Source organism: Labrys neptuniae (assembly GCF_040797145.1).
Taxonomy (GTDB): domain Bacteria; phylum Pseudomonadota; class Alphaproteobacteria; order Rhizobiales; family Labraceae; genus Labrys; species Labrys neptuniae.
In genome coordinates, this window is the sequence record NZ_JBFNQD010000008.1 from 252,974 (window position 1) to 272,186 (window position 19,213).

Genomic DNA, 19,213 nt, shown 5'->3' on the forward strand with positions numbered 1-19,213 from the left:
GCACATATGAGTGCGCTCCGCTCTAACTCTTTGTTTTGACGCGTTTTCCTAATCGAGAAGTCGATCGGCTTTTCCGGAAAATGCTCTAGCTGAAGGCAGAGAAAGGAAATATCGGATGACAGTTCGTGTCGCCATCAACGGCTTCGGCCGCATCGGCCGCAACATCCTGCGCGCCATCGTCGAAGGCAAGCGCAAGGATATCGAAGTCGTCGCCATCAACGACCTCGGGCCGGTGGAGACCAACGCCCATCTGCTGCGCTACGATTCGATCCATGGCACTTTCCCCGCCGAGGTGAAGGTCGAGGGCGATTCCATCGTCGTGCAGGGCAAGAAGATCAAGGTCACTGCGATCAAGGATCCGGCCCAGCTTCCCCACAAGGAGCTGAACATCGACATCGCGATGGAATGCACCGGCATCTTCACGTCCCGCGACAAGGCGGCCGCCCATCTCAAGGCCGGCGCCAAGCGCGTGATCGTCTCCGCGCCCTGCGACGGCGCCGACCTCACCGTGGTCTATGGCGTCAACCACCAGGACCTGACCAAGGACCATCTGGTCATCTCCAACGCTTCCTGCACCACCAACTGCCTGACGCCGGTGGCCAAGGTGCTGCACGATGCCTTCGGCATCGAGCGCGGCTTCATGACCACGATCCACTCCTACACCAACGACCAGCCCTCGCTGGACCAGATGCATAAGGATCTCTACCGCGCCCGCGCTGCGGCGCTGTCGATGATCCCGACCTCGACCGGTGCCGCCAAGGCCGTCGGCCTGGTGATGCCCGAGCTGAAGGGCCGTCTCGACGGCACCTCGGTCCGCGTGCCTACGCCCAACGTCTCGGTGGTCGACCTCAAGATCAACACCAAGAAGAAGACCAGCGTCGAGAAGGTCAACGAGGCCATCATCAAGGCTGCCAAGCGCGGCCCGCTCAAAGGCGTGCTGACCTATACCGACGAGCCGCTGGTGAGCCGCGACTTCAACCACAACCCGGCGTCCTCGATCTTCGCGCTCGATCAGACCAAGGTCATCGACGAGAAGTTCGTGCGCATCCTGACCTGGTACGACAATGAGTGGGGCTTCTCGAACCGCATGTCCGACACGGCGGTGCATTTCGCCAGCCTGATCTGAGTTCGTTTTCAATGAAATGAGCAAGGTGCCGCGGGTAACTGCGGCGCCTTTTCTTTTGAGTAGCTTCCTGACCGGAAGTACTGCCGGCCGAAATCGGTTGCTTGTCCCCGGGCAGGCGGCTGTGATTGACTGGTGCTGCAGCGAAGGGGAGTGAAGCCACATGGCTCGGCGAGGCGTCTGGTTGTTCGTTCTGCTCTTCGTCGTTTTGAGCCCGATGGCGGCTCGAGCCAGTTCCGATAGCGACTGCAAACCGGGCTGGAGAGTGGCGGGTACCGAATCCAACAGCTGCAGCAATCTGGCCGTCCTGCAGCCCGGTAATGACACGCGCGCCAATCTGCTGCTCCTGCTCGCCGATCTGGAGGACAAGCAGCCTGCCCCGGTTCGGCCGGATCAGGAGGGCGCGGAAAAGGCGCTCATAGAACCGAGCGATTGGGCGACCTTCCGCGGCGCGCTCTATCCGCCGGCTTCGATCGGCGGCAATGGGCCCTATGCCGCGGGCGAGGGCTCGCGCTGCCGCAGCAATGATGCAGGCGCCGCCGATTTCGTGGCGACGCTCAAGGCGGAGCAGGGCGTGACGGCGGGCGAAAGGGACGAGTTGATCGTCGCCCGGCAGGGCCTCAGGCCCGATTGCACGGGAGCCGGCGCTGGGCAGGAGGCCGTTTCCGCGGCCGCCGCGCATGCGCGCTCGCCCCTGGCCAGGGACTTTGCCGCCTATCTGTCGGGAGCGGCGGCCTTCTATGCCGGCGATTTCGACACTGCTGCCCGGCATTTTGCAGCCCTGGGCGGTTCTGCCCAACCTTGGCTGAAGGAGAGCGGACGCTATCTTCTGGGCCGCGTCGAGGTGAACAGGCTGCAGGCCGGTGCCTTCGACGAGTATGGCAATCTGAGGGAGGTTGCGCAGCGCGACATCGGCAAGGCGACCGAGGCGGAAACGGCCCTGCAGGGCTATCTGACAGCCTATCCGAACGGGCGCTATGCCGCCTCTGCCCGCGGCCTGTTGCGACGGGTCTATTGGATGAGCGGCGCCAACGCCAAGCTGCTCGCCGACTATGAGCGCCTGTTGGGCCAGAAGGCGAGCGAGCGGGGTGTTTCCGCTGCCGACCTTGCCGAGGAACTGGATACCAAGCTGTTGCCCCTGCTCGGGACCGAACAGGTGCGCTCGCCTTTGCTGCTGGCGACCCTGGACCTGGTCCGCATGCGTAAGGGCGGTGCCCTCGGCGGCGAGGCGTGCTGCAGCAAGGCCCTGACCTTGGATGAGTTGAACGGACAACGCGAATTCTTCGCAGGCAAGACGGAGCTGTTCGATTTTCTGCTCGCGTCCTATCAGTTGCATGTCGCCCGCCAGCCGCGTGCCGTGCTGGGTCTGATCCCGGATCGGGCGCAACAGAAAAGCTACACCTATCTCGAATTCAGCCGGCAGGTGCTGCGCGGGGTGGCCCTGGATGCCGTGAAGGACCGCAATGCCCGCGGCTTTTGGCTCGATCTCGTCGGTGGGGCGAACCCAACCAGCCAGCGTGTCGTCATCGAGCTTGCCCTGGCCCTGCATGACGAGCGGGCGGGCAAGCCCGAACGGCTCTTCGAGCCAGCCTCGCCGGTGCGCAACGAGACCATTCGACAAACCTTGCTGCGCTACAGCGCCGGTCCCCAATTGCTGCGCGGCCAGGCAAAGGATACCGCCGCCTCGCCGGCCGAGCGGGCGACCGCCCTTTATACGCTGCTCTATCGTGATCTCACCCGCGGCGCCTACAAGGCCTTTCCAGGGGATTTGGCGCTGGTGCCCACCGATGCCAAGCCTGAGGCGGATCCCGGTGACGCCGAAGGCGACGGCGCGCCATCCTCGGATGTGTTCATCAAACCGGAAACGGCGTCGGATTTCCCTTGCCCCGATCTCAAGAGCAGCATTGCAACGCTGTCCGCCACTCCACGCCACATCGGGGCACGCTTGTGTCTGGGGGAGTTCATCCGTCTCAACGGCCTCGATCAGGCTTTCCTGGACACGCTGCCGGCGAAGGATGAGCTCGGCGGCAATGGGGTACTTTTCCCGGGCCGGAAATTCTCGCGGCTCGAAGTGTATCGCTCCGTTGTAGGCGCGGCGGGTGCGACCGCCGATCAAAAGGCCTATGCTCTCTATCGTGCCATCTGGTGCTTCGCGCCGACGAGCAAGAATGGCTGCGACGACAGTGTCGTGCCCGTTGCCCAGCGAAAGGCCTGGTTCCAGAAGCTGAAACGCGATTATGCGCAATCACGTTGGGCGCAGTCTCTCGAATATTACTGGTAGACATGCTGCGCTCGGCGTGTGCCCTCGTCATTGCCTTGGCGGCTGGCGGTGTCGCGGCCGCGGAAGCTCCCGTCGATGCCGCCCGCCATTACAGTTTCTGGTTGTGGGCGGGCGTGAGGACGCAGCCCGAACTCGCACGGGCCCGCGAGCTCTATCTCCTGGCGTCGGAGGTCGGTGGACGGGAACCGGTTCGCCTCCTTTCGCGGCGAAGCGCCGTTCCCCACCTTCCCGATACGCCGTTGTGGCTGGTGGTGCGCGTCGAGACCCTGGCATGGCCGCCGCAGATCTACGGCCAGGTTCTCGCCCAGCTCGGGCGCTGGCGTGCGGCAGGCAACCGCGTCATCGGCCTGCAGATCGATTTCGACGCCCGGACGCGCCATCTGGAGAGCTACACCTCCTTCCTCTCGGGCCTGCGCCGCCAATTGCCGGCGGAGTACAGGCTCGGCATTACCGGCCTGATGGATTGGAGCAGCAATGGCGATCCCAAGGGGCTGGAAGCGCTCGGCGGCGTCGTCGACGAAGTGATCATTCAGACCTATCAGGGACGCCGCACGATCCCCGGCTATGCCGCCTATCTTTCGCGTTTGGGCCGGCTGCGGATGCCCTTCCGCATCGGCCTCGTGCAGGCCGGCGACTGGCAGGAGCCGCCTGGCCTCACCGCCAATCCCTGGTTTCGCGGCTATGTCGTGTTCCTGCAGAATCCGGCGCGGCCTTGATCTTGGGATCATGCGTTTGCCGCTCGTTCAATGAGATGTCGCGCCGCCGGCGGAGCGGCACTCATCGGCAGATCTCTCGAGATGTTCGGAGCGCGCTGGGCGTGACTCCTGGTGCTGGTCCCGCCGATATCCGGACAGGAAGAGCCGGACGCCGCTTTCGATCACGCGGTCGATCTCGGTATCGCTGACGGGCTGGGCGGCGAGCACTTCGCGCAGGTGCAGATTGCCGTGGATCAGGCTCAGGAATTGCTGGGCGGCGAGATCGGGATCGGAGACGGCCAGGCAGCCTTCCGCGCTGCGGGCCGCGATATAGGCGGACAATCTTTCGAGCAGCACCCGTGCGCCGTGCTCGTAGATGATGCGGCCGAGATGGGGAAAGCGTGCCGACACGCAGATCAGCGAGCGATAGATCTCCGTGGCCCGGTTCGAGCCGAACAGTCCGACATAGTTGCGCGCCACCTGCAGCAAGACGGTTTCCATGTCGGTCGATCCGACCGTCCTGCACCAGATCTCGACCGCAGCGGCGGCCATCTCCTGCACGACGAGCGATGCGAACAGCTCTTCCTTGCTGGCAAACAGGCCGCAAGCCTTGGCCTCGGCAATGCCGGCACTTGCGGCGATGTCCTCCATGCTGACGGCATCGTAGGGCCTGGTGAAGAACTTCCTCCGGGCGGCACGCAGCAAGTGCCGGGCGCAGACGATCGCATCGTCACTGCCCTTCATTGTCATGAGAGGGGAGGATAGGTCGGAGTTGGGATCTGTAGTCACGGTCGGCTCCCTTCACAGCCTCGCGAGCGATAGCTTCGCATTGGAAATTTATATCGTATTACGATATAAATGTCATGCACAAGCACGTTTGCGACAACCGTGGAGACCATGATGATTTCGACTCTTTTTTCCGGAAAGCGGGTACAGGATTGGTTGCTGCTCCTGCTGGCGCTCGGTCTGTTCAGTACGCCCTGGCTCGCCGGGTTCAGGGCGATGGAGGTGCCGACTTGGCACGCCTGGGTGATGGCTTTCCTGCTTGCCTATCTGGCCTTGGCGGCTTTGAGCGAGGCCAGGCAATGGGAGGAATGGGTGACGCTGGGACTGGGCCTCTGGCTCATCGTGGCGCCATGGGTGCTGCGCTTTTCCTCCGACACAGCGGCCGAACGCGCCCATTGGCTGGTGGGCGGGCTGGTGATCGTGATTTCCCTGGCGGCTGAGTGGCGTTTTCGCCATGCCCGGACGAGTTGAAGCCGAACGCACTGCTCGCCGCCTTGCCGACAAAGGAGGCTTTTGTGATGGAGTATCGTCTCGAAAAGATCCACGTCGCCGACCGGGCCGATCGCTCCGCCTATATCGTGCAGCGGCTGAACGAATATGCGGCCGAGGGCTGGCGGGTCGTCAGCATCGATCTGAGGATACACCCGTCTTTCGCAGTGGAGGATCTGCCGGTGCTGCTCGAGCGCAAGAGGGTCTGACGGCGGCGGACCGGTGCGCCTGCCCTTTCGGGCCGACGGCGCCCCGTCATCCCGGGCGCCGTCTTTTGCATCACCGCCGCTGGCAGTGGCTCCGGGTTCACTGCGGGTCGAGGATGCGCCAGTCGAAGCTGCCGGCCCAATCGGCGAAGCTGTGCCAGTTCACCTCGGGAAAATCCCTGCGCAGGGCAGCGATGTCGACGTCGTAGCCGATCCGATCGAACCACTCGAACATGATGGCGGCATCCTCGCTCTGCTGGCGGATCGCGGCGGTCGGCACTTCCTGGTAACGGATCGGACGACCGGTTGCCTGCGAGAGAATTCGCACCTGTTCCTCGCCGGAGAGTTCGTCTCCCGCATAGTCGAAGCGTTTGCCGAAGACCTTTTCGCGGCGCTCGACCAGAGCGGCGTTGAACGCACCGATATCGGCCAGCGCCACCTGCTGCAAGGCGCGCTTGGCCGGGACAGCGAGGGCGTGCACGCCTTGGCGCAGGCCGCCGATCGACCAGGAGGCCACGATGTTTTCCATGAAAAAGACCGGGGCGCTGATCGTATAGGGCACACCCAGCCCCGCAATATGCCGTTCGACCTGATATTTGCTGTCGAAATGCGGGATGCCGGTGGCCTTGTCGGCGTCGGCGACCGACGAGTAGATCAAGTGCCCGATGCCGGCCACCTTGGCCGCATCAGCGGCGGCGATGCCCTGGCGGGTTTCTCCGTCTGTGCCATCAGCCAGCATGGTTCCCATCAGGAACATGGTGTCGACGTTGCTGGCTGCCTTGACGATGGAGGCCGTGTCGTCGAGATCGCCAGGCACGATCTGTGCACCCGCCGCCGCCAGGGCCTGCGCGCCGGCACTGTCGGGCCTGCGGCTCAATGCCTTGACGTTGTGTCCCCTGGAAAGCAGGGCGCGGGTAACGGCACCTCCCTGCTGACCCGTGGCGCCGGTCACCAATATAGTCCGCTTCGTGGTCATTGCATCGCTCCATTGCTTGTGATGAAGCCAATTTAGCGCTGCCACATCGAACCATAATGGGCTATTATCGGAAAACATCGTCCCAAATTTGGATATAATGCTCGATCTCAACGACATTCTGGTTTTTGCCCGGGTGGTCGAGGCCGGCAGTTTCACCGGGGCCGCGCGGCTGCTCCGCGCGCCCAAGACGACAGTGAGCCGCCGCATCGCCGCGCTCGAACAGGCCGTCGGTGCACGCTTGCTGCAGCGCACGACGCGGAGCCTCGCCATGACGGAGGCCGGGCGTCTCTATTACGAACGCAGCAGCGAGGCGCTGAGGCTGATCGACGAGGCAAACCTGCGCCTTGCCGAAGCAAGAACGGAACCTTCGGGGACGATCCGCATCTCCGCCCCTGCCGGATTTGCCGATCATCTGCTCAACAGTGCCGTGTTCGACTTCCTGGCCGCCCATCCCAAGACCAAGGCTGAATTGATCCTGACCGACGACCGGCTCAACCTGATCGAGCATGGCATCGATCTGGCCTTCCGGACCGGGATCCTGCCGGATTCCACTTTGATCGCGCGCAAGCTTGGCACCACGCATCGAATTTTGTGCGCCAGCCCGGACTATCTCACGCGATTCGGAACGCCGCAGGTGCCAGCGGATCTCGCCCGGCATGCCTGCGTGATCGTCGGCCCCTCGGTGGAGGGGGCGTCATGGCTGCTTGAGGGGCCGGAGAGCCAGGAAACAGTGGCAGTTTCAGGCCGCTTTGCCGTCAACGACATGCATTCGGCGCTATCGGCGACCATTGCCGGCTATGGCATCGCCCAACTGCCCCACCAGCTCGCAAGACCGGCCCTGCAGGATGGGCGGCTGCAGCGTATTCTCGAAGATCATACCATGTCAGCCGGTGGTCTCTATGTCGTCTATCCCAGCAGCCGGCATCTGTCGCCTTTGGTCAAGGCTTTCATCGAGCTGGCGGTGCGAAAGCTCGACGCGCAATTGTTCCGATGAGTGCCGACGCCGAAAGGATCGATATGTCCGTGCCGAGCTATCTCTCGATGCAATTTAGATCCTTCGGCCGTCTTGAACGCTTTATCGATCCGCCGGCTTGCTCTATTGCTCGCCGGTGATTTTGCGAGGCAGGCGGGGTGTGCTAGGGCGTGTGGTGAGTATGGCTTGGTGCCAATCCATGCTGACGCCTCGGGCACTTTGCCGAAAACAGATGGACAGGACAGGCATGAGCGCTTTTCGCACCCTCGACGACGTGAATGTGGAAAACAAGCGCGTTCTGGTCCGCGTCGACCTGAACGTCCCGATGGAGAACGGCGTCGTCGGCGATGCCACCCGCATCGAGCGCATCATCCCCACCATCCTCGAACTCGCTCGTGCCAAGGCCAAGGTCATCCTGCTCGCCCATTTCGGCCGGCCCAAGGGCGTGGACCCCAAGGAAAGCCTGAAGCCCGTCGCCGCCAAGCTCGCCGAGATCGCCAAGCGGCCGGTCGCCTTTGCCGAGGACTGCATCGGCGAAGCCGCGGCCAAGGCGGTGGCGGCGATGCAGCCGGGCGACATCCTCTGCCTGGAGAACACCCGCTTCCATCCGGGCGAGGAAAAGAACGATCCGGACTTCGTCAAGGCGCTGGCCGCCAATGGCGATATCTGGGTGAACGATGCCTTCTCGGCTGCGCATCGCGCCCATGCCTCCACCGAAGGCCTCGGGCGCGTCCTGCCCGCCTATGCCGGCCGCACCATGCAGGCCGAGATCGAGGCGCTGTCCCGCGCCCTCGAACAGCCCAAGCGCCCGGTCGTCGCGGTGGTCGGCGGCGCCAAGGTCTCGACCAAGCTCGAGCTCCTCGGCAATCTCGTCGCCAAGGTCGATGCCCTGATCATCGGCGGCGGCATGGCCAACACCTTCCTGCATGCCCAGGGCGTCGGCGTCGGCAAATCGCTGGCCGAGCGTGACCTTGCCGATACCGCCCGCTCCATCCTCGCCAAGGCGGAGAAGGCCAATTGCGCCATCATCCTGCCCGTCGACGCCGTGGTGGCCTATCATTTCGCCGCCGATGCGCCGAACCATGCCTATGGCCTCGATTCGATCCCGCTCGACGGCATGATCCTCGATGCCGGCCCGCAATCGGTGGAGCGCATCAAGGGCGCCATCGACGAGGCGGAGACGCTGGTGTGGAACGGCCCGCTGGGGGCTTTCGAGCTGCACCCCTTCGACCACGGCACGGTGGCGGCGGCCAAGCATGTCGCCGCGCGCACCAAGGCCGGCAAGCTGCTGTCGGTTGCCGGCGGCGGCGACACGGTGGCGGCGCTCAACCATGCCGGGGTCGCCGACCAGTTCTCCTATGTCTCGACCGCGGGCGGCGCTTTCCTGGAATGGCTGGAAGGCAAGCCGTTGCCGGGTGTGGAGATCCTGCGCGCCTGAACGGCGCCGTACGGCTCGCCGTCCACGCCGATCGTCTCGGAGATCTCGCAATGGCACGCATCACCCTTCGCCAGCTGCTCGACCATGCCGCCGAGCAAGGCTATGGCGTCCCTGCCTTCAACATCAACAATATGGAGCAGGTGATCGCCATCATGGAGGCCGCCAAGGCCACCGGCTCGCCGGTGATCATGCAGGCCTCCCGCGGGGCGCGCCAATATGCCAACGACGTCATGCTGACCAAGATGATGGATGCGGCGGTCGAGATCTATCCCGACATCCCGGTCTGCGTGCATCAGGACCATGGCAACAACGAAGCCACCTGCCTGACTGCCATCCAGGCCGGCTTCACCTCGGTGATGATGGACGGCTCGCTCAAGGAGGACGGCAAGACGCCGGCCGACTATGCCTATAATGCCGGCATCACCCGCCGTGTCGTCGACATGGCCCATTGGGTCGGCGCCTCGGTGGAGGGCGAGCTCGGCGTGCTCGGCAGCCTGGAAAGCGGCATGAGCGAGGCCGAGGACGGCCATGGCGCCGAAGGCGAGCTCTCGCATGACCTGCTGCTCACCGATCCCGACGAGGCGGTGAGGTTCGTCAAGGACACCAGGGTCGATGCGCTCGCCATCGCCATGGGCACCTCGCATGGCGCCTACAAGTTCTCGCGCAAGCCCGATGGCGCCATCCTGGCGATGAATGTCATCAAGGAGATCAACCAGCGCATGCCCGAGATGCACCTGGTCATGCATGGCTCCTCCTCGGTGCCGCAGGAACTCCAGGACATCATCAACAAATATGGCGGCGAGATGCCGCAGACCTGGGGCGTGCCGGTGGAGGAAATCCAGCTCGGCATCAAGCATGGCGTGCGCAAGGTGAATATCGATACCGATTGCCGCATGGCGATCACCGGCCAGATCCGCCGCATCTTTGCCGAAAATCCGGGCGAATTTGATCCGCGCAAATATCTGAAACCCGCCCAGGATGCGATGATCAAGCTGTGCAAGCAGCGCTATGAGGAATTCGGCACGGCCGGCCAGGCTGCCAAGATCAAGGTCATTCCGCTTCACGAGATGGCCAAGGACTACAAGGCCGGCAAGTTCGAGCCGAAATTCGCTTGAGCGGCGCCGGAAAACCGTTTCGCGTTCCCCAGTCGATGCGAAGCGATGGCGAAACCTTACAGCATCGGCGCCGATTCCGGGATCGGCCCCGATGCCGTAGTGAGAAGAAGGACACCCGGGATTCCTGCCATGGCTGAAGTTCCACCCCGCCCCCCCGTCCAGATCTATCTGGTCACCCCTGCCATCGACGATGTCGCTGCCTTCCTGCCGGCCCTGCGGGCCGCGCTGTCGGCCGGCGACATTGCCTGCGTGCTGTTCACGCCGGTGGCCGGCGACGACAGCAGCGCCAAGAAGCTGATCAAGGAGATCGCGCCGGTGGTGCAAGGCGCCGGCGCGGCGCTGCTCGTCAGCGGCTGGAGCGCCGTGGTGGCACGAGCGGGTGCCGACGGCGTGCATCTCAATGACGGCCGCAAGGGCCTCGCCGATGCACTCGACAGCTTCAAGCCGGAGCGCATCGTCGGGTCAGGCGGCATCCGGACGCGCGATGAGGCCATGACCGTCGCCGAAAGCGGGGTCGACTATGTCATGTTCGGTGAGCCGGCGCGCGACGGGCGCCTGCCGCCGCTTGAGGGGGTGGTTGAGCGCACCGCCTGGTGGTCCGAGCTTTTCGAGGTGCCCTGCGTCGCTTTCGCGCCGGATCTGGCGGCCGTGCCGCTGCTCGCCGACGCCGGTGCCGATTTCGTGGCGCTCGGTAATGCCGTCTGGAATCACGAGCAGGGGCCTGCCGAAGCGGTTGCGCTGGCGGACCGGCTGCTGAAGCAGAGAGGGAGTCTCGCATGAAGCGCATCGCTGTTGCGGCCGCGCTGGCGCTGCCCGTCCTTCTTGCCTCGCTGCCGGGCCGGGCGGAGCCATCGGCTCCGGCCGATGCCGCGCAATCCGCCGGCGCCGATGGCGGCGAGGCTGTCAAGCCGGCGCAGACGGGTACGCCGGCACAGCCTGCGCCTGACGCTGCCAAGCCGGCGGAGGGTACGCCTGGCGAAGCCGCCGCTCCGGCCGATTCGGCCAAGCCTGCCGAGGCTGCGGCTCCCGCCGCACCGGCAGGTCCGCCACCGGATCTGGCTTATGGCGCCTTCCAGCGCGGCTACTATCTCAAGGCGCTGGAGGAGGCCACCAAGCGCGTGGTATCCGACAAGGATCCTGCGGCGATGACCTTGATCGCGCAGCTCTATGCCAATGGCCTGGGTGTGCCGCCCGATCCGGCAAAGGCGGCGCAGTGGTATTCCGAGGCGGCCGAGCGCGGTGACCGCAATGCCATGTTCGCCTATGGCATGACCAAGCTCCTGGGCAAGACCGTGCCCAAGGACGAGCCGGGCGGCATGTTGCTGCTCAACCGCGCCGCCGAGCTGGGCGTGCCGGAGGCGGCCTATAATCTCGGCATCATCGCCCTGCGCACGACGAATGGCCCGCCCGATTATGCCACCGCCTATAAGCGTTTCAGCCAGGCGGCGCTCGCCAACAATGGCGATGCCCTCTACTCGCTCGGCGTGCTCACCAAGGAAGGCAAGGGCGTCACGCTCGACAAGAAGAAGGCGGCCGACTACTTCCTCGCCTCGGCCAATACGAACAATGTCGACGGCATGGTGGAATATGCCATCGCCCTCTTCAACGGCGAGGGCGTGCCGCGCGACCAGGAAATGGCGGCCGATTGGTTCGAGCGCGCCGCGCTGCGCGGTTCGCCGATCGCCCGCAACCGCCTGGCGCGCATGTATGCTGCCGGCATGGGCCTGGCGCCCAATCCGGTTCTGGCCTGCATGTGGCATCTGCTGGCCAAGGCGGCCGGGCTCGAGGACAAGCAGCTCGACGAATATGTCGCACGGCAGACGCCGGAGGTGCGGGCGGCCGCCATCCAGGGCGCCCGCTTCTACGGCATGTGATGCCAACCGGTATTTTCCGCGGGGTGGCCAGGGGATCGACAAGGGGAGGCCGGCGGTGCTGGATGCAGCGGCGAGGGCAGTGATCGAGCGCCATTCGCTCGGCTATGTGGCGAGCGTCAATCCTGACGGTACGCCCAATCTGTCGCCCAAGGGCATGATGCCAAGCGTTTTGCGATTTGAGGCCTCACCTCGAATCGCAAAGACGCGTCGAGCCAAAGAGTGAGAGCAAAAGGGCGTTTCTACTAAAACGCGCTTTGCTCTGGTGCTGGACGACCACCATGTCGTTTTCGGGGAGGCACGGTCCCCCGGCACCTTGCGCAACATCCGCGAGCGCCCGGTGGTGGAGATCAATTTCGTCGATGTGCTCGCCCGCAAGGGCGTGCGCATTCGCGGTCGCTGCGAGATCATCTCGCGCGAGGATGTGGCCTTCGCGGCCCTGCGCCCTGCTTTCGATCGCTGGGGCGCGCTGGCCGACCGCATCCGCCATTTCGTGCGCGTGCGCGTCGAGGCAGTGAAACCGATCTCCTCGCCCGCCTATGACATCGGCACCGAGGAAGAGGCGCTGCGTAGCCATTGGAAAGCTCACTATCAGGCCCTGTGAGCGTCGCAGGCCGCGGCGATTCGAATTTTCACACAGGTCGCATTTTCCCGTTCATATCCGCGGCATTTTCCATTAGACAGGCCGCTTCCCATTCCCGCGCCCCGATCTCCGGGGCGACCGTTATTTGAAAGTTCCATGATGCTGCGTTCACCTTTGATGAATGTGATGGTTGCTGCCGTGCTCAAGGCCGGCAAGGGTCTCAAGCGCGATTTCGGCGAGCTGGAGAACCTGCAGGTCTCGGCCAAGGGGCCGGGCGATTTCGTCTCCATCGCCGACAAGAAGGCCGAGCGCACGCTGCATCAGGAACTGGAGCGGGCCCGCCCGGGCTATGGCTTCGTGATGGAGGAGGCGGGCGTCGTCGAAGGCGCGGACAAGACCCATCGCTGGCATATCGATCCGCTCGACGGCACCACCAATTTCCTGCACGGCGTGCCCTTCTTCGCGGTTTCGGTGGCGCTGGAGCGCGAGGGCCTGCTGGTGGCCGGCGTCGTCTACAATCCCGCCACCGAGGACCTGTTCGTGGCCGAGCGCGGCAAGGGCGCCTTCCACAATGAACGCCGCATCCGCGTCTCCGGCCGCCGCCTGATGGAGGATTCCATGGTGGGCATGAGCCTGGCGCGCCTCGGCCGCGGCCAGCACCAGACCAATCTTGCCGATCTCGGCGCCGTTATGGGCAAGGTCGCCGGCGTGCGCAATTTCGGCGCTTCTGCCCTGGACCTGGCCTATGTCGCTTCCGGCCGCCTCGACGGTCTGGCCTCGCGCTGGCTCTCCTCCTGGGACCTGGCGGCCGGCATCGTGCTGGTGCGTGAAGCCGGCGGCTTCGTCAGCGACATTCGTGGCGGCGACACCATGCTGGACACTGGTGACATCGTGGCCGGCAACGAGGCCATCCACAAGGGCCTGCTCGGCCTCTTCGCCAAGGCCTGACAGGGCGGCTGCAGGGGCGAAACCGTAGCAAAAACGGGGAGGGGAGAAGATTTCCTCTCCCACCCGCTTGACAGTTTCGGCCCAGCCTTGCATAAGCCGCCCGTCCGGCAGCGCCGGGCCTCGTGGCGGGGTAGCTCAGCTGGTTAGAGCAGCGGAATCATAATCCGCGTGTCGGGGGTTCAAGTCCCTCTCCCGCTACCATCTCTCTTCAGAAAAAAGATGATTGAGTATTGACCGGTTTTCGTGTGCCGCCATTGCGAATGGCTGCGTTCCTCCGGGTGTTTTTGCCGGCTTTGGCAAGGCGGTAGCTTTGTGCGCCGCACGCCGCCAATTGAATGCACCATCACCACAATTTTTTCTCGTCATTACTCTGGCCCAGCTGACGAGTGCCCACTCTCAATCAGGTGGCAAATCAACGCGTAGAAACGCTCAGCGATCGTGTGCTCGATGGCGAGGCCACTCTTTCTTCTGGCCTCGTGCTCAACCATTTGGATTTCGATTTCCGACAGACCCGCATCCCTCGCCCAATGGCGATAACACGCGAGAAGAAACTCGTCTTGGGCGGCATCCATGGCGGTTTGCCGTATCTTTCCTGCCCATGTGTTTGGGCGTGACAAGTGCGAAAAATGCATGCCGCGCGCGGGGAATCAGCGAGCGGGATAGGGTCGAGGTCCCCACGGGAGTAGAGACCTCCAAACTAAGTGGACAGCAGGTTGTTCCCCGCGAAAAAGCGTCCGCCACACAGAGGGTGAGCGAAGCGAGTCAAGACAACTATACTATCGTGATTCGATGGAAACGCCTCGTCATCATGCATACGCTTCGCTGGTAGCCTGACGTATCTTGCGCAACACTTCATCGAGTGGATCATATACGTTCACTTGGGAGCTATCAGAGAAATATATCTGCGATCCACCTCCAGATTGCATGGGTTCGACATACTGAATTTGCGCAACATTCACCGCGACACTTAGCCGGGGTGCTGCGACGCGTGTGAAAACAACAAAAACGGGTTTCATCTGGAAGCCCTCGTGATCAGATATTGGCTTCTTCTCAATGCGCGGTCCAATGTTGGCTTCGCCCCAGAACCTCGCGGAGTTCATCGCCATTGGATATAAAATCAGCGAGAAATTGCATTCCCTGCTCGATGTTTGCGACGACTTGCAATTGAATTGGGTTATCCTCGCCATCGAAAATTACGGCGATAATGGGCATATCGGGGCTGGTGGATTCGTAGACATAGCCTTTGAAGCTAATCACGTCGTCTCCTGTGCGGTGCCCTGAGCGCCGCCGTGCCGACTAGGCAATGCAAGACCACACAACCAAAGGGATGGATCGCCGCTGCTTCCGTTATGCAGCTGGACCAGGACGTGGCTTTAAAGCTCCACGCTTGGCCGTGGTATCACGTGGTTTGGGAGGCGGAAGGAGGCCCTCACGCTGCGCCTGTTTTCGAGCCAGCTTTTTTGCTCGACGCACTGCTTCGGCCTTTTCCCGGGTTTTTCTTTCGGAAGGCTTCTCATAGGCCCTGCGGCGCTTCATTTCGCGGAAGAGGCCTTCGCGCTGCAACTTCTTTTTCAGAACGCGCAAAGCCTGATCGACATTGTTGTCCCGCACCAATACTTGCAACGACTCATTTCCTTTCCGGTTGAGTGAAACTCAGGGCAATCTGGACACTGTCCATTGCTTCGAGAGGTCGAGTATTTGAAGCTAAGCGAACGAATACAGCCGACTGCGGCAGGGCATTAGGCCAGTGCTATCTCGTGCTCTTTGACAGCGCGCTCGTGCTGCTCGCTCTTGCTCTTAATGCGATAGGTTGGTTCGGCATTTTCGATAGGAAGGACTTTGACCACCTCGTAATGCCCACCTTGGCCCGTCAGACCAGAACGTGAATATCTGACGGTGTCGCCAATCTTGAATTTACGGATAGTCGAGGGAGTTGTGCTAGACGTTGAACTCGTGGCGCGTTGCTTGACGGCCGGTCTTCCCTTTAGTGGGTATTCCTCATTCTCATAAAGAGATCGGATCGATAACCCTAAATATTCATCTGTATCCGTTTGTATGGAGATGCTGTTAAGGTCCGCCCCATACTCGTCCATAGCAAAATGAACGGCAGAATATAAATTGTCAAAGCGCCGATATCTTATGGAATTTCGGGCCCGTCCGGCCGATTTTGATTTAACAAAAAGTTCGGCAGGAACGAGAAAATCTAATTTTGACATATGTTGGAATAGCACATCACTTTCGATATGTCATTGATTATTCGTGCTCAAGCGATGCTGAGGCGCTGCCGCGACGGTCACACACTTCGGCGTATGTCTTTCCTCACGACCAAGCCATTGGGTAGCCAATCGTCTTCTCTTAACGCCCACAGAATGACCATTGCCTCGTCCCTGTAGGACTCCCACATCGGGCTGCCGTCGAATTGCGAGTTCTCGGGATTGCCGTGAAACCGGCACAAGGCGCGACAGACGCGCTCAATTGGATCGACGCTATTGGGCATTGCTCATCCCTTCCGATGCCGGCGTTGGGCCTATCGTCGCCCCTGTGTCGTGGCACGGCGAATGCGCTGCCGTTTCACTGGAGCATGTTGAACGGATGGCTTGGGTTCCTCGCCGGTCCCATCGCGCTTTTCCCGCAAGGCTTTTAGGCGTGCAATCTTTGCGTCGCGAGCCTGCGTCTCACCTTCGATAAGAGCGTTGGCGACGATATCGGTTTCGGCGTGTCGCTTCTCCGATCTGCTGGGAGGCGGGGGACTTCGGGCCATCAGTCATTCCTTCCGAACGCTTCGGCACCTCACCCATACCCGCATGTTCCGAAGCCGGGACTATGTCGGAGCAGAACGGGTATCACGAACTGGCCACCCACCTCTAACAGCAAACGGAGATCCGCGCGAATCCCGGCGGCCCGTTTTCAAGGCGACACTCTATCCAGTGCTGAAAGAAAAACCCGGCGCTGTCGAAACGCCGGGCGCAAACAGGTGTCTGCGAACTCGCGGTCCCGAAGGACCGAGGACGGTTTCAAGGGCGCTTAGTCGGCCCGCAGGTTCCCAGCCGACATCTTGCCGGAGCGCCGATCCTCGGTAATTTCGTAGCTGATCTTCTGGCCTTCCTGCAGCGTGCGGAATCCGGCCCGCTCGACAGCGCTGATGTGAACGAACACATCCTTCGAACCGTCATCCGGCTGAATGAAGCCGTAACCCTTTTGCTCGTTGAACCATTTGACCGTTCCAGTGCTCATTTCGACCTTTTCCGAGTAAGAAGCCTTTCGGCGCGTGGAACTTATACCCTTGATTGTGGCTCCCGAACAAGTCACGGTTTCTGCCAGGGGCGAACGATGCTAAGTGCGCGGGGCTTCGATTTATCAAGCAAGCTGGTTGAGAAGCTGCTATGGCAGTAGCACTCGGCAGGAGGCACGAACTGCCGATGGGAACCGGTCAGGGGCGCTTATTCCCGCGTAGCCCTGGCCGGGATTCCTTGCTTCGGGACTTAGCATTGGCTGTGGCCCTCGGTGGCAATGTTCAGCCATATCAGCGCCTGATATTATCTAGGTTGATGCACTGCCTAATGGCGTCCATATCCGACGCTTGGTTGATACAAGATCTAAAGTCATCGTAATTGCCGGCTACCTCAAGTGCCTTTTTCCTCAAGCTTTCCATGTCTGATTTGCAAACGAAACCACCAGGGAAACACGTCAGTTCGTCGAAACATTGAGAGTTTTTTCTAACGCACACGCCAAAGGTAGAGTCGCAGACTTTGTCCGAGTAGTCCAAACACGCCGCCGTCTTACCTATAGGGCAAGAAAAGTCCTGAGCTCGGCCTGAAGTACTCAGGCTGACTAGACCAGCGATTGCGATCGCGCTCATATATGCGGAGATTTTCCAGTTCACCCGCGCCCCCCAATTCTTGCCTGTTGCGACTACAGGACAGGGCTCGTGACGTACCTGTGAAAGGTGACGGCCTTCGAACATAAAACGAACAAAGGTGCGGGTAAAAAGTCCCACCCAACGAAACCGTACCCAATTTGTTCTAAAAATTATCTAGCAAAATCAATGTCGGCGTGGATAACCGAGCAACGGTTTTTCGGGCTCGAATGGGTTGTGGTCTAGGGTGCTGTCTTCTTGCGGGCCTTCTTTGGCCGTGGCCTAGCAGCTTCAGCGCGCGCTCGCCGCCGTTCTTCGCGAATATCATCGAGCTGTCGCATGCCGGCATCGAATAGGTTCTCGGCATGGCGCTGTATCGTTAGCTGATGCGCCATTTGGGCGGCAATAATGCGCAAGCTTGCTTGGCGAATGTCCATCTTCGCTTCGATCTTGTCTATCTCGGCACTTGCCCGCCAGCGTTCTCGATCGCGTTGCGACCAATTTTCCATCCGCTCCCGATCGGCGCGATTGCCATCGACCGCGTTGGAGATGTCCCAGGAGGAAGGACCGGAGTTATGGGCCTTCTCGTAGGCCTGAAAGGCTTCGAGACATTCGAACATGTCGCCATAGACTTGCCACGCTCGACCACCGCCGGCGACTACCCGCAGGAAATTGATCGCGAATTCCCTGAGCGTCTTCTCGACTTCCTCTGAAGCCGCGTGCCGGGCCAGGTCCTTGTCCGAATTCTCGATGACCAATTTCATGGAAACGACCCCGCCTGACGCTCCGAGGGCAATTGCATACCACGAATTTGTTTCGGGGGAATCCCCGGTCGCTAGTTGACTGATCCAACAAAAAAAACCCGCCATGTGGGCGGGTCTGGGATTCTCATATGTCGCTGTGAGTGATATAAGTTGTGTTGGCAGGCAACGCTGGAATAACCCCGAGTCTCCAATTCGCGTGAGGCAGCCGGTGAAACAGACGGTGGTATTGTGGGCCAGGGGCCTGCCGCCCCTCCCTCTCTTTAGATATCCCACCCATTTGGCGGGAAACCATACTCAACAAATATTTCACGTTGAGTTGGCTTTAAATCCATACGCCAAAGCTCTGGCATCGTTTTGACGCCAAACTCTAAATGTAAACCTCGGGATTTCGTCATAATAGGCTTCAATTTCTTTGCATAAAGCGGGTTGCATTCGTCAGGGCGATCTCGTTCAACGGCATGAAAGAATGAACTTGCCACGATATCTGAAATTTGAAGACCTGCCATTTCCTCGTGTCGACGTACGACAATCTCCTCAAAATCTACCAAACGCCAATCTAGATCTCCAGAATTCAGATACAAAGATTCTGATATGCTTTGTTCTTTTAGCTTCCGAAGGTATTCAACAAACTCGTCGTAAGGCATCCTCCCGCGCTTTGAGAAAACTATGCGTAGCTTGGCGTCTTGAAGGCCCTCTCTGTCGGCAATCCTGCCGCATAGACCTGTGACTCTCTCAAGGAGAATGCGACACAAAAACCAATACAGCCAATTTCTGTTTCCGTCTTTAATGTTTTTATTATTGTATTGTACAATATTCTTCTTGTTCGACATGACAACGAAGCCGCGAAATGGCTTTTCAGAAAGAACTTCTGTCGCAATTTCTCGTTTAGCGGGCGTCAAATCCTTGAAATGAATTTGAGGGCGCTGCACGGTCCTGAAGCGTGCCTGTATGTCGCGTATCCATTGAATCTGCGCGATATCGTTTTCGATGCGAACTACCGTGCAGGACAGGACGAGCCATTCAGTCGCGCCCACAACGCTCCTCGGCCGAACTGCCCGTAGGCCGGTGTCTCCCGCTTCGTCGATATAGGCGACAAACTTAACTGGCAC

19 protein-coding genes and 1 tRNA gene are annotated in these 19,213 nt (G+C 61.2%); 13 read left to right on the forward strand and 7 right to left on the reverse strand.

What is annotated here, in order from left to right; all coding sequences use genetic code 11:
• Window positions 1–115: 115 nt before the first annotated feature.
• The 3 genes from gap (at window position 116) to ABXS05_RS22565 (ending at window position 4,120) form a co-directional block, all read left to right on the forward strand.
• Window positions 116–1,126 carry a type I glyceraldehyde-3-phosphate dehydrogenase gene (gap, locus tag ABXS05_RS22555; RefSeq protein ID WP_311939954.1) on the forward strand — a complete coding sequence of 337 codons (1,011 nt, stop codon included), beginning with the start codon at window positions 116–118 and terminating at the stop codon, window positions 1,124–1,126.
• 160 nt (window positions 1,127–1,286) lie between these two features.
• The gene (locus ABXS05_RS22560) at window positions 1,287–3,404 is read left to right on the forward strand and encodes a PA5441 family protein (RefSeq protein ID WP_367625447.1); all 2,118 of its coding nucleotides are present in this window, start codon (window positions 1,287–1,289) and stop codon (window positions 3,402–3,404) included.
• Between the two features lie 2 nt (window positions 3,405–3,406).
• The gene (locus ABXS05_RS22565) at window positions 3,407–4,120 is read left to right on the forward strand and encodes a DUF3142 domain-containing protein (RefSeq protein WP_367625448.1); all 714 of its coding nucleotides are present in this window, start codon (window positions 3,407–3,409) and stop codon (window positions 4,118–4,120) included.
• Window positions 4,121–4,147: 27 nt separating this feature from the next.
• Here the strand turns inward: ABXS05_RS22565 and ABXS05_RS22570 are convergent, their stop codons facing one another.
• Window positions 4,148–4,888 (reverse strand): TetR/AcrR family transcriptional regulator, encoded by a 741-nt coding sequence (locus ABXS05_RS22570; protein ID WP_367625449.1) that lies wholly within the window; start codon window positions 4,886–4,888, stop codon window positions 4,148–4,150.
• Window positions 4,889–4,999: 111 nt separating this feature from the next.
• Between ABXS05_RS22570 and ABXS05_RS22575 the strand changes: the two genes are divergently transcribed.
• Both ABXS05_RS22575 and ABXS05_RS22580 read left to right on the forward strand, forming a co-directional pair.
• The gene (locus ABXS05_RS22575) at window positions 5,000–5,356 is read left to right on the forward strand and encodes an SPW repeat protein (protein WP_367625450.1); all 357 of its coding nucleotides are present in this window, start codon (window positions 5,000–5,002) and stop codon (window positions 5,354–5,356) included.
• Window positions 5,357–5,403: 47 nt separating this feature from the next.
• Window positions 5,404–5,583: a DUF4177 domain-containing protein gene (locus ABXS05_RS22580; RefSeq protein ID WP_311939945.1), complete on the forward strand. Its 180-nt coding sequence runs from the start codon at window positions 5,404–5,406 to the stop codon at window positions 5,581–5,583.
• A gap of 97 nt (window positions 5,584–5,680) precedes the next feature.
• Here the strand turns inward: ABXS05_RS22580 and ABXS05_RS22585 are convergent, their stop codons facing one another.
• Entirely contained in the window at window positions 5,681–6,556 is an 876-nt protein-coding gene (locus tag ABXS05_RS22585) for an NmrA/HSCARG family protein (protein WP_367625451.1), read from the reverse strand.
• A 97-nt stretch (window positions 6,557–6,653) separates the two neighbouring features.
• Between ABXS05_RS22585 and ABXS05_RS22590 the strand changes: the two genes are divergently transcribed.
• From ABXS05_RS22590 to ABXS05_RS22625, 8 genes are all read left to right on the forward strand, one after another.
• Window positions 6,654–7,550, forward strand: a complete 897-nt coding sequence (locus ABXS05_RS22590) for a LysR family transcriptional regulator (RefSeq protein WP_367625452.1) — start codon at window positions 6,654–6,656, stop codon at window positions 7,548–7,550.
• A gap of 226 nt (window positions 7,551–7,776) precedes the next feature.
• Window positions 7,777–8,967 carry a phosphoglycerate kinase gene (locus tag ABXS05_RS22595; RefSeq protein ID WP_367625453.1) on the forward strand — a complete coding sequence of 397 codons (1,191 nt, stop codon included), beginning with the start codon at window positions 7,777–7,779 and terminating at the stop codon, window positions 8,965–8,967.
• Window positions 8,968–9,017: 50 nt separating this feature from the next.
• The gene (gene fba / locus ABXS05_RS22600; protein WP_367625454.1) at window positions 9,018–10,082 is read left to right on the forward strand and encodes a class II fructose-bisphosphate aldolase; all 1,065 of its coding nucleotides are present in this window, start codon (window positions 9,018–9,020) and stop codon (window positions 10,080–10,082) included.
• A 129-nt stretch (window positions 10,083–10,211) separates the two neighbouring features.
• Complete coding sequence (locus ABXS05_RS22605; RefSeq protein WP_367625455.1) at window positions 10,212–10,862, forward strand: thiamine phosphate synthase; 651 nt, start codon at window positions 10,212–10,214, stop codon at window positions 10,860–10,862.
• A complete protein-coding gene (locus tag ABXS05_RS22610; RefSeq protein ID WP_367625456.1) occupies window positions 10,859–11,956 on the forward strand; it encodes a tetratricopeptide repeat protein in 1,098 nt (365 codons plus the stop codon). Before ABXS05_RS22605 ends, ABXS05_RS22610 begins: the two co-directional genes overlap by 4 nt.
• 262 nt (window positions 11,957–12,218) lie before the next feature.
• A complete protein-coding gene (locus ABXS05_RS34875) occupies window positions 12,219–12,557 on the forward strand; it encodes a pyridoxamine 5'-phosphate oxidase family protein (protein ID WP_437178689.1) in 339 nt (112 codons plus the stop codon).
• Window positions 12,558–12,695: 138 nt separating this feature from the next.
• Window positions 12,696–13,484: an inositol monophosphatase family protein gene (locus tag ABXS05_RS22620; RefSeq protein ID WP_311940142.1), complete on the forward strand. Its 789-nt coding sequence runs from the start codon at window positions 12,696–12,698 to the stop codon at window positions 13,482–13,484.
• Window positions 13,485–13,608: 124 nt separating this feature from the next.
• Window positions 13,609–13,685, forward strand: a tRNA-Met gene (locus ABXS05_RS22625).
• An 849-nt stretch (window positions 13,686–14,534) separates the two neighbouring features.
• Here the strand turns inward: ABXS05_RS22625 and ABXS05_RS22630 are convergent.
• The 5 genes from ABXS05_RS22630 to ABXS05_RS22650 all read right to left on the reverse strand — a co-directional run bounded on the left by ABXS05_RS22630 (window position 14,535) and on the right by ABXS05_RS22650 (window position 19,213).
• Entirely contained in the window at window positions 14,535–14,741 is a 207-nt protein-coding gene (locus ABXS05_RS22630) for a hypothetical protein (RefSeq protein ID WP_367625457.1), read from the reverse strand.
• Between the two features lie 90 nt (window positions 14,742–14,831).
• A complete protein-coding gene (gene rpsU, locus ABXS05_RS22635; RefSeq protein ID WP_367625458.1) occupies window positions 14,832–15,107 on the reverse strand; it encodes a 30S ribosomal protein S21 in 276 nt (91 codons plus the stop codon).
• A gap of 1,401 nt (window positions 15,108–16,508) precedes the next feature.
• Window positions 16,509–16,718, reverse strand: a complete 210-nt coding sequence (locus ABXS05_RS22640) for a cold-shock protein (protein ID WP_367625459.1) — start codon at window positions 16,716–16,718, stop codon at window positions 16,509–16,511.
• Window positions 16,719–17,582: 864 nt separating this feature from the next.
• Entirely contained in the window at window positions 17,583–18,104 is a 522-nt protein-coding gene (locus ABXS05_RS22645; RefSeq protein WP_367625460.1) for a hypothetical protein, read from the reverse strand.
• A 260-nt stretch (window positions 18,105–18,364) separates the two neighbouring features.
• Complete coding sequence (locus ABXS05_RS22650; RefSeq protein ID WP_367625461.1) at window positions 18,365–19,213, reverse strand: DUF3800 domain-containing protein; 849 nt, start codon at window positions 19,211–19,213, stop codon at window positions 18,365–18,367.

What these genes read in the sequence shown, in the direction of transcription:
- gap (WP_311939954.1), top strand. Translation starts at nt 116, where the DNA reads ATGACAGTTCGTGTCGCCATCAACGGCTTCGGCCGCATCGGCCGCAAC.
- ABXS05_RS22560 (WP_367625447.1), top strand. Translation starts at nt 1,287, where the DNA reads ATGGCTCGGCGAGGCGTCTGGTTGTTCGTTCTGCTCTTCGTCGTTTTG.
- ABXS05_RS22565 (WP_367625448.1), top strand. Translation starts at nt 3,407, where the DNA reads ATGCTGCGCTCGGCGTGTGCCCTCGTCATTGCCTTGGCGGCTGGCGGT.
- ABXS05_RS22575 (WP_367625450.1), top strand. Translation starts at nt 5,000, where the DNA reads ATGATTTCGACTCTTTTTTCCGGAAAGCGGGTACAGGATTGGTTGCTG.
- ABXS05_RS22580 (WP_311939945.1), top strand. Translation starts at nt 5,404, where the DNA reads ATGGAGTATCGTCTCGAAAAGATCCACGTCGCCGACCGGGCCGATCGC.
- ABXS05_RS22585 (WP_367625451.1), bottom strand. Translation starts at nt 6,556, where the DNA reads ATGACCACGAAGCGGACTATATTGGTGACCGGCGCCACGGGTCAGCAG.
- ABXS05_RS22590 (WP_367625452.1), top strand. Translation starts at nt 6,654, where the DNA reads ATGCTCGATCTCAACGACATTCTGGTTTTTGCCCGGGTGGTCGAGGCC.
- ABXS05_RS22595 (WP_367625453.1), top strand. Translation starts at nt 7,777, where the DNA reads ATGAGCGCTTTTCGCACCCTCGACGACGTGAATGTGGAAAACAAGCGC.
- fba (WP_367625454.1), top strand. Translation starts at nt 9,018, where the DNA reads ATGGCACGCATCACCCTTCGCCAGCTGCTCGACCATGCCGCCGAGCAA.
- ABXS05_RS22605 (WP_367625455.1), top strand. Translation starts at nt 10,212, where the DNA reads ATGGCTGAAGTTCCACCCCGCCCCCCCGTCCAGATCTATCTGGTCACC.
- ABXS05_RS22610 (WP_367625456.1), top strand. Translation starts at nt 10,859, where the DNA reads ATGAAGCGCATCGCTGTTGCGGCCGCGCTGGCGCTGCCCGTCCTTCTT.
- ABXS05_RS22620 (WP_311940142.1), top strand. Translation starts at nt 12,696, where the DNA reads ATGCTGCGTTCACCTTTGATGAATGTGATGGTTGCTGCCGTGCTCAAG.
- ABXS05_RS22640 (WP_367625459.1), bottom strand. Translation starts at nt 16,718, where the DNA reads ATGAGCACTGGAACGGTCAAATGGTTCAACGAGCAAAAGGGTTACGGC.
- ABXS05_RS22645 (WP_367625460.1), bottom strand. Translation starts at nt 18,104, where the DNA reads ATGAAATTGGTCATCGAGAATTCGGACAAGGACCTGGCCCGGCACGCG.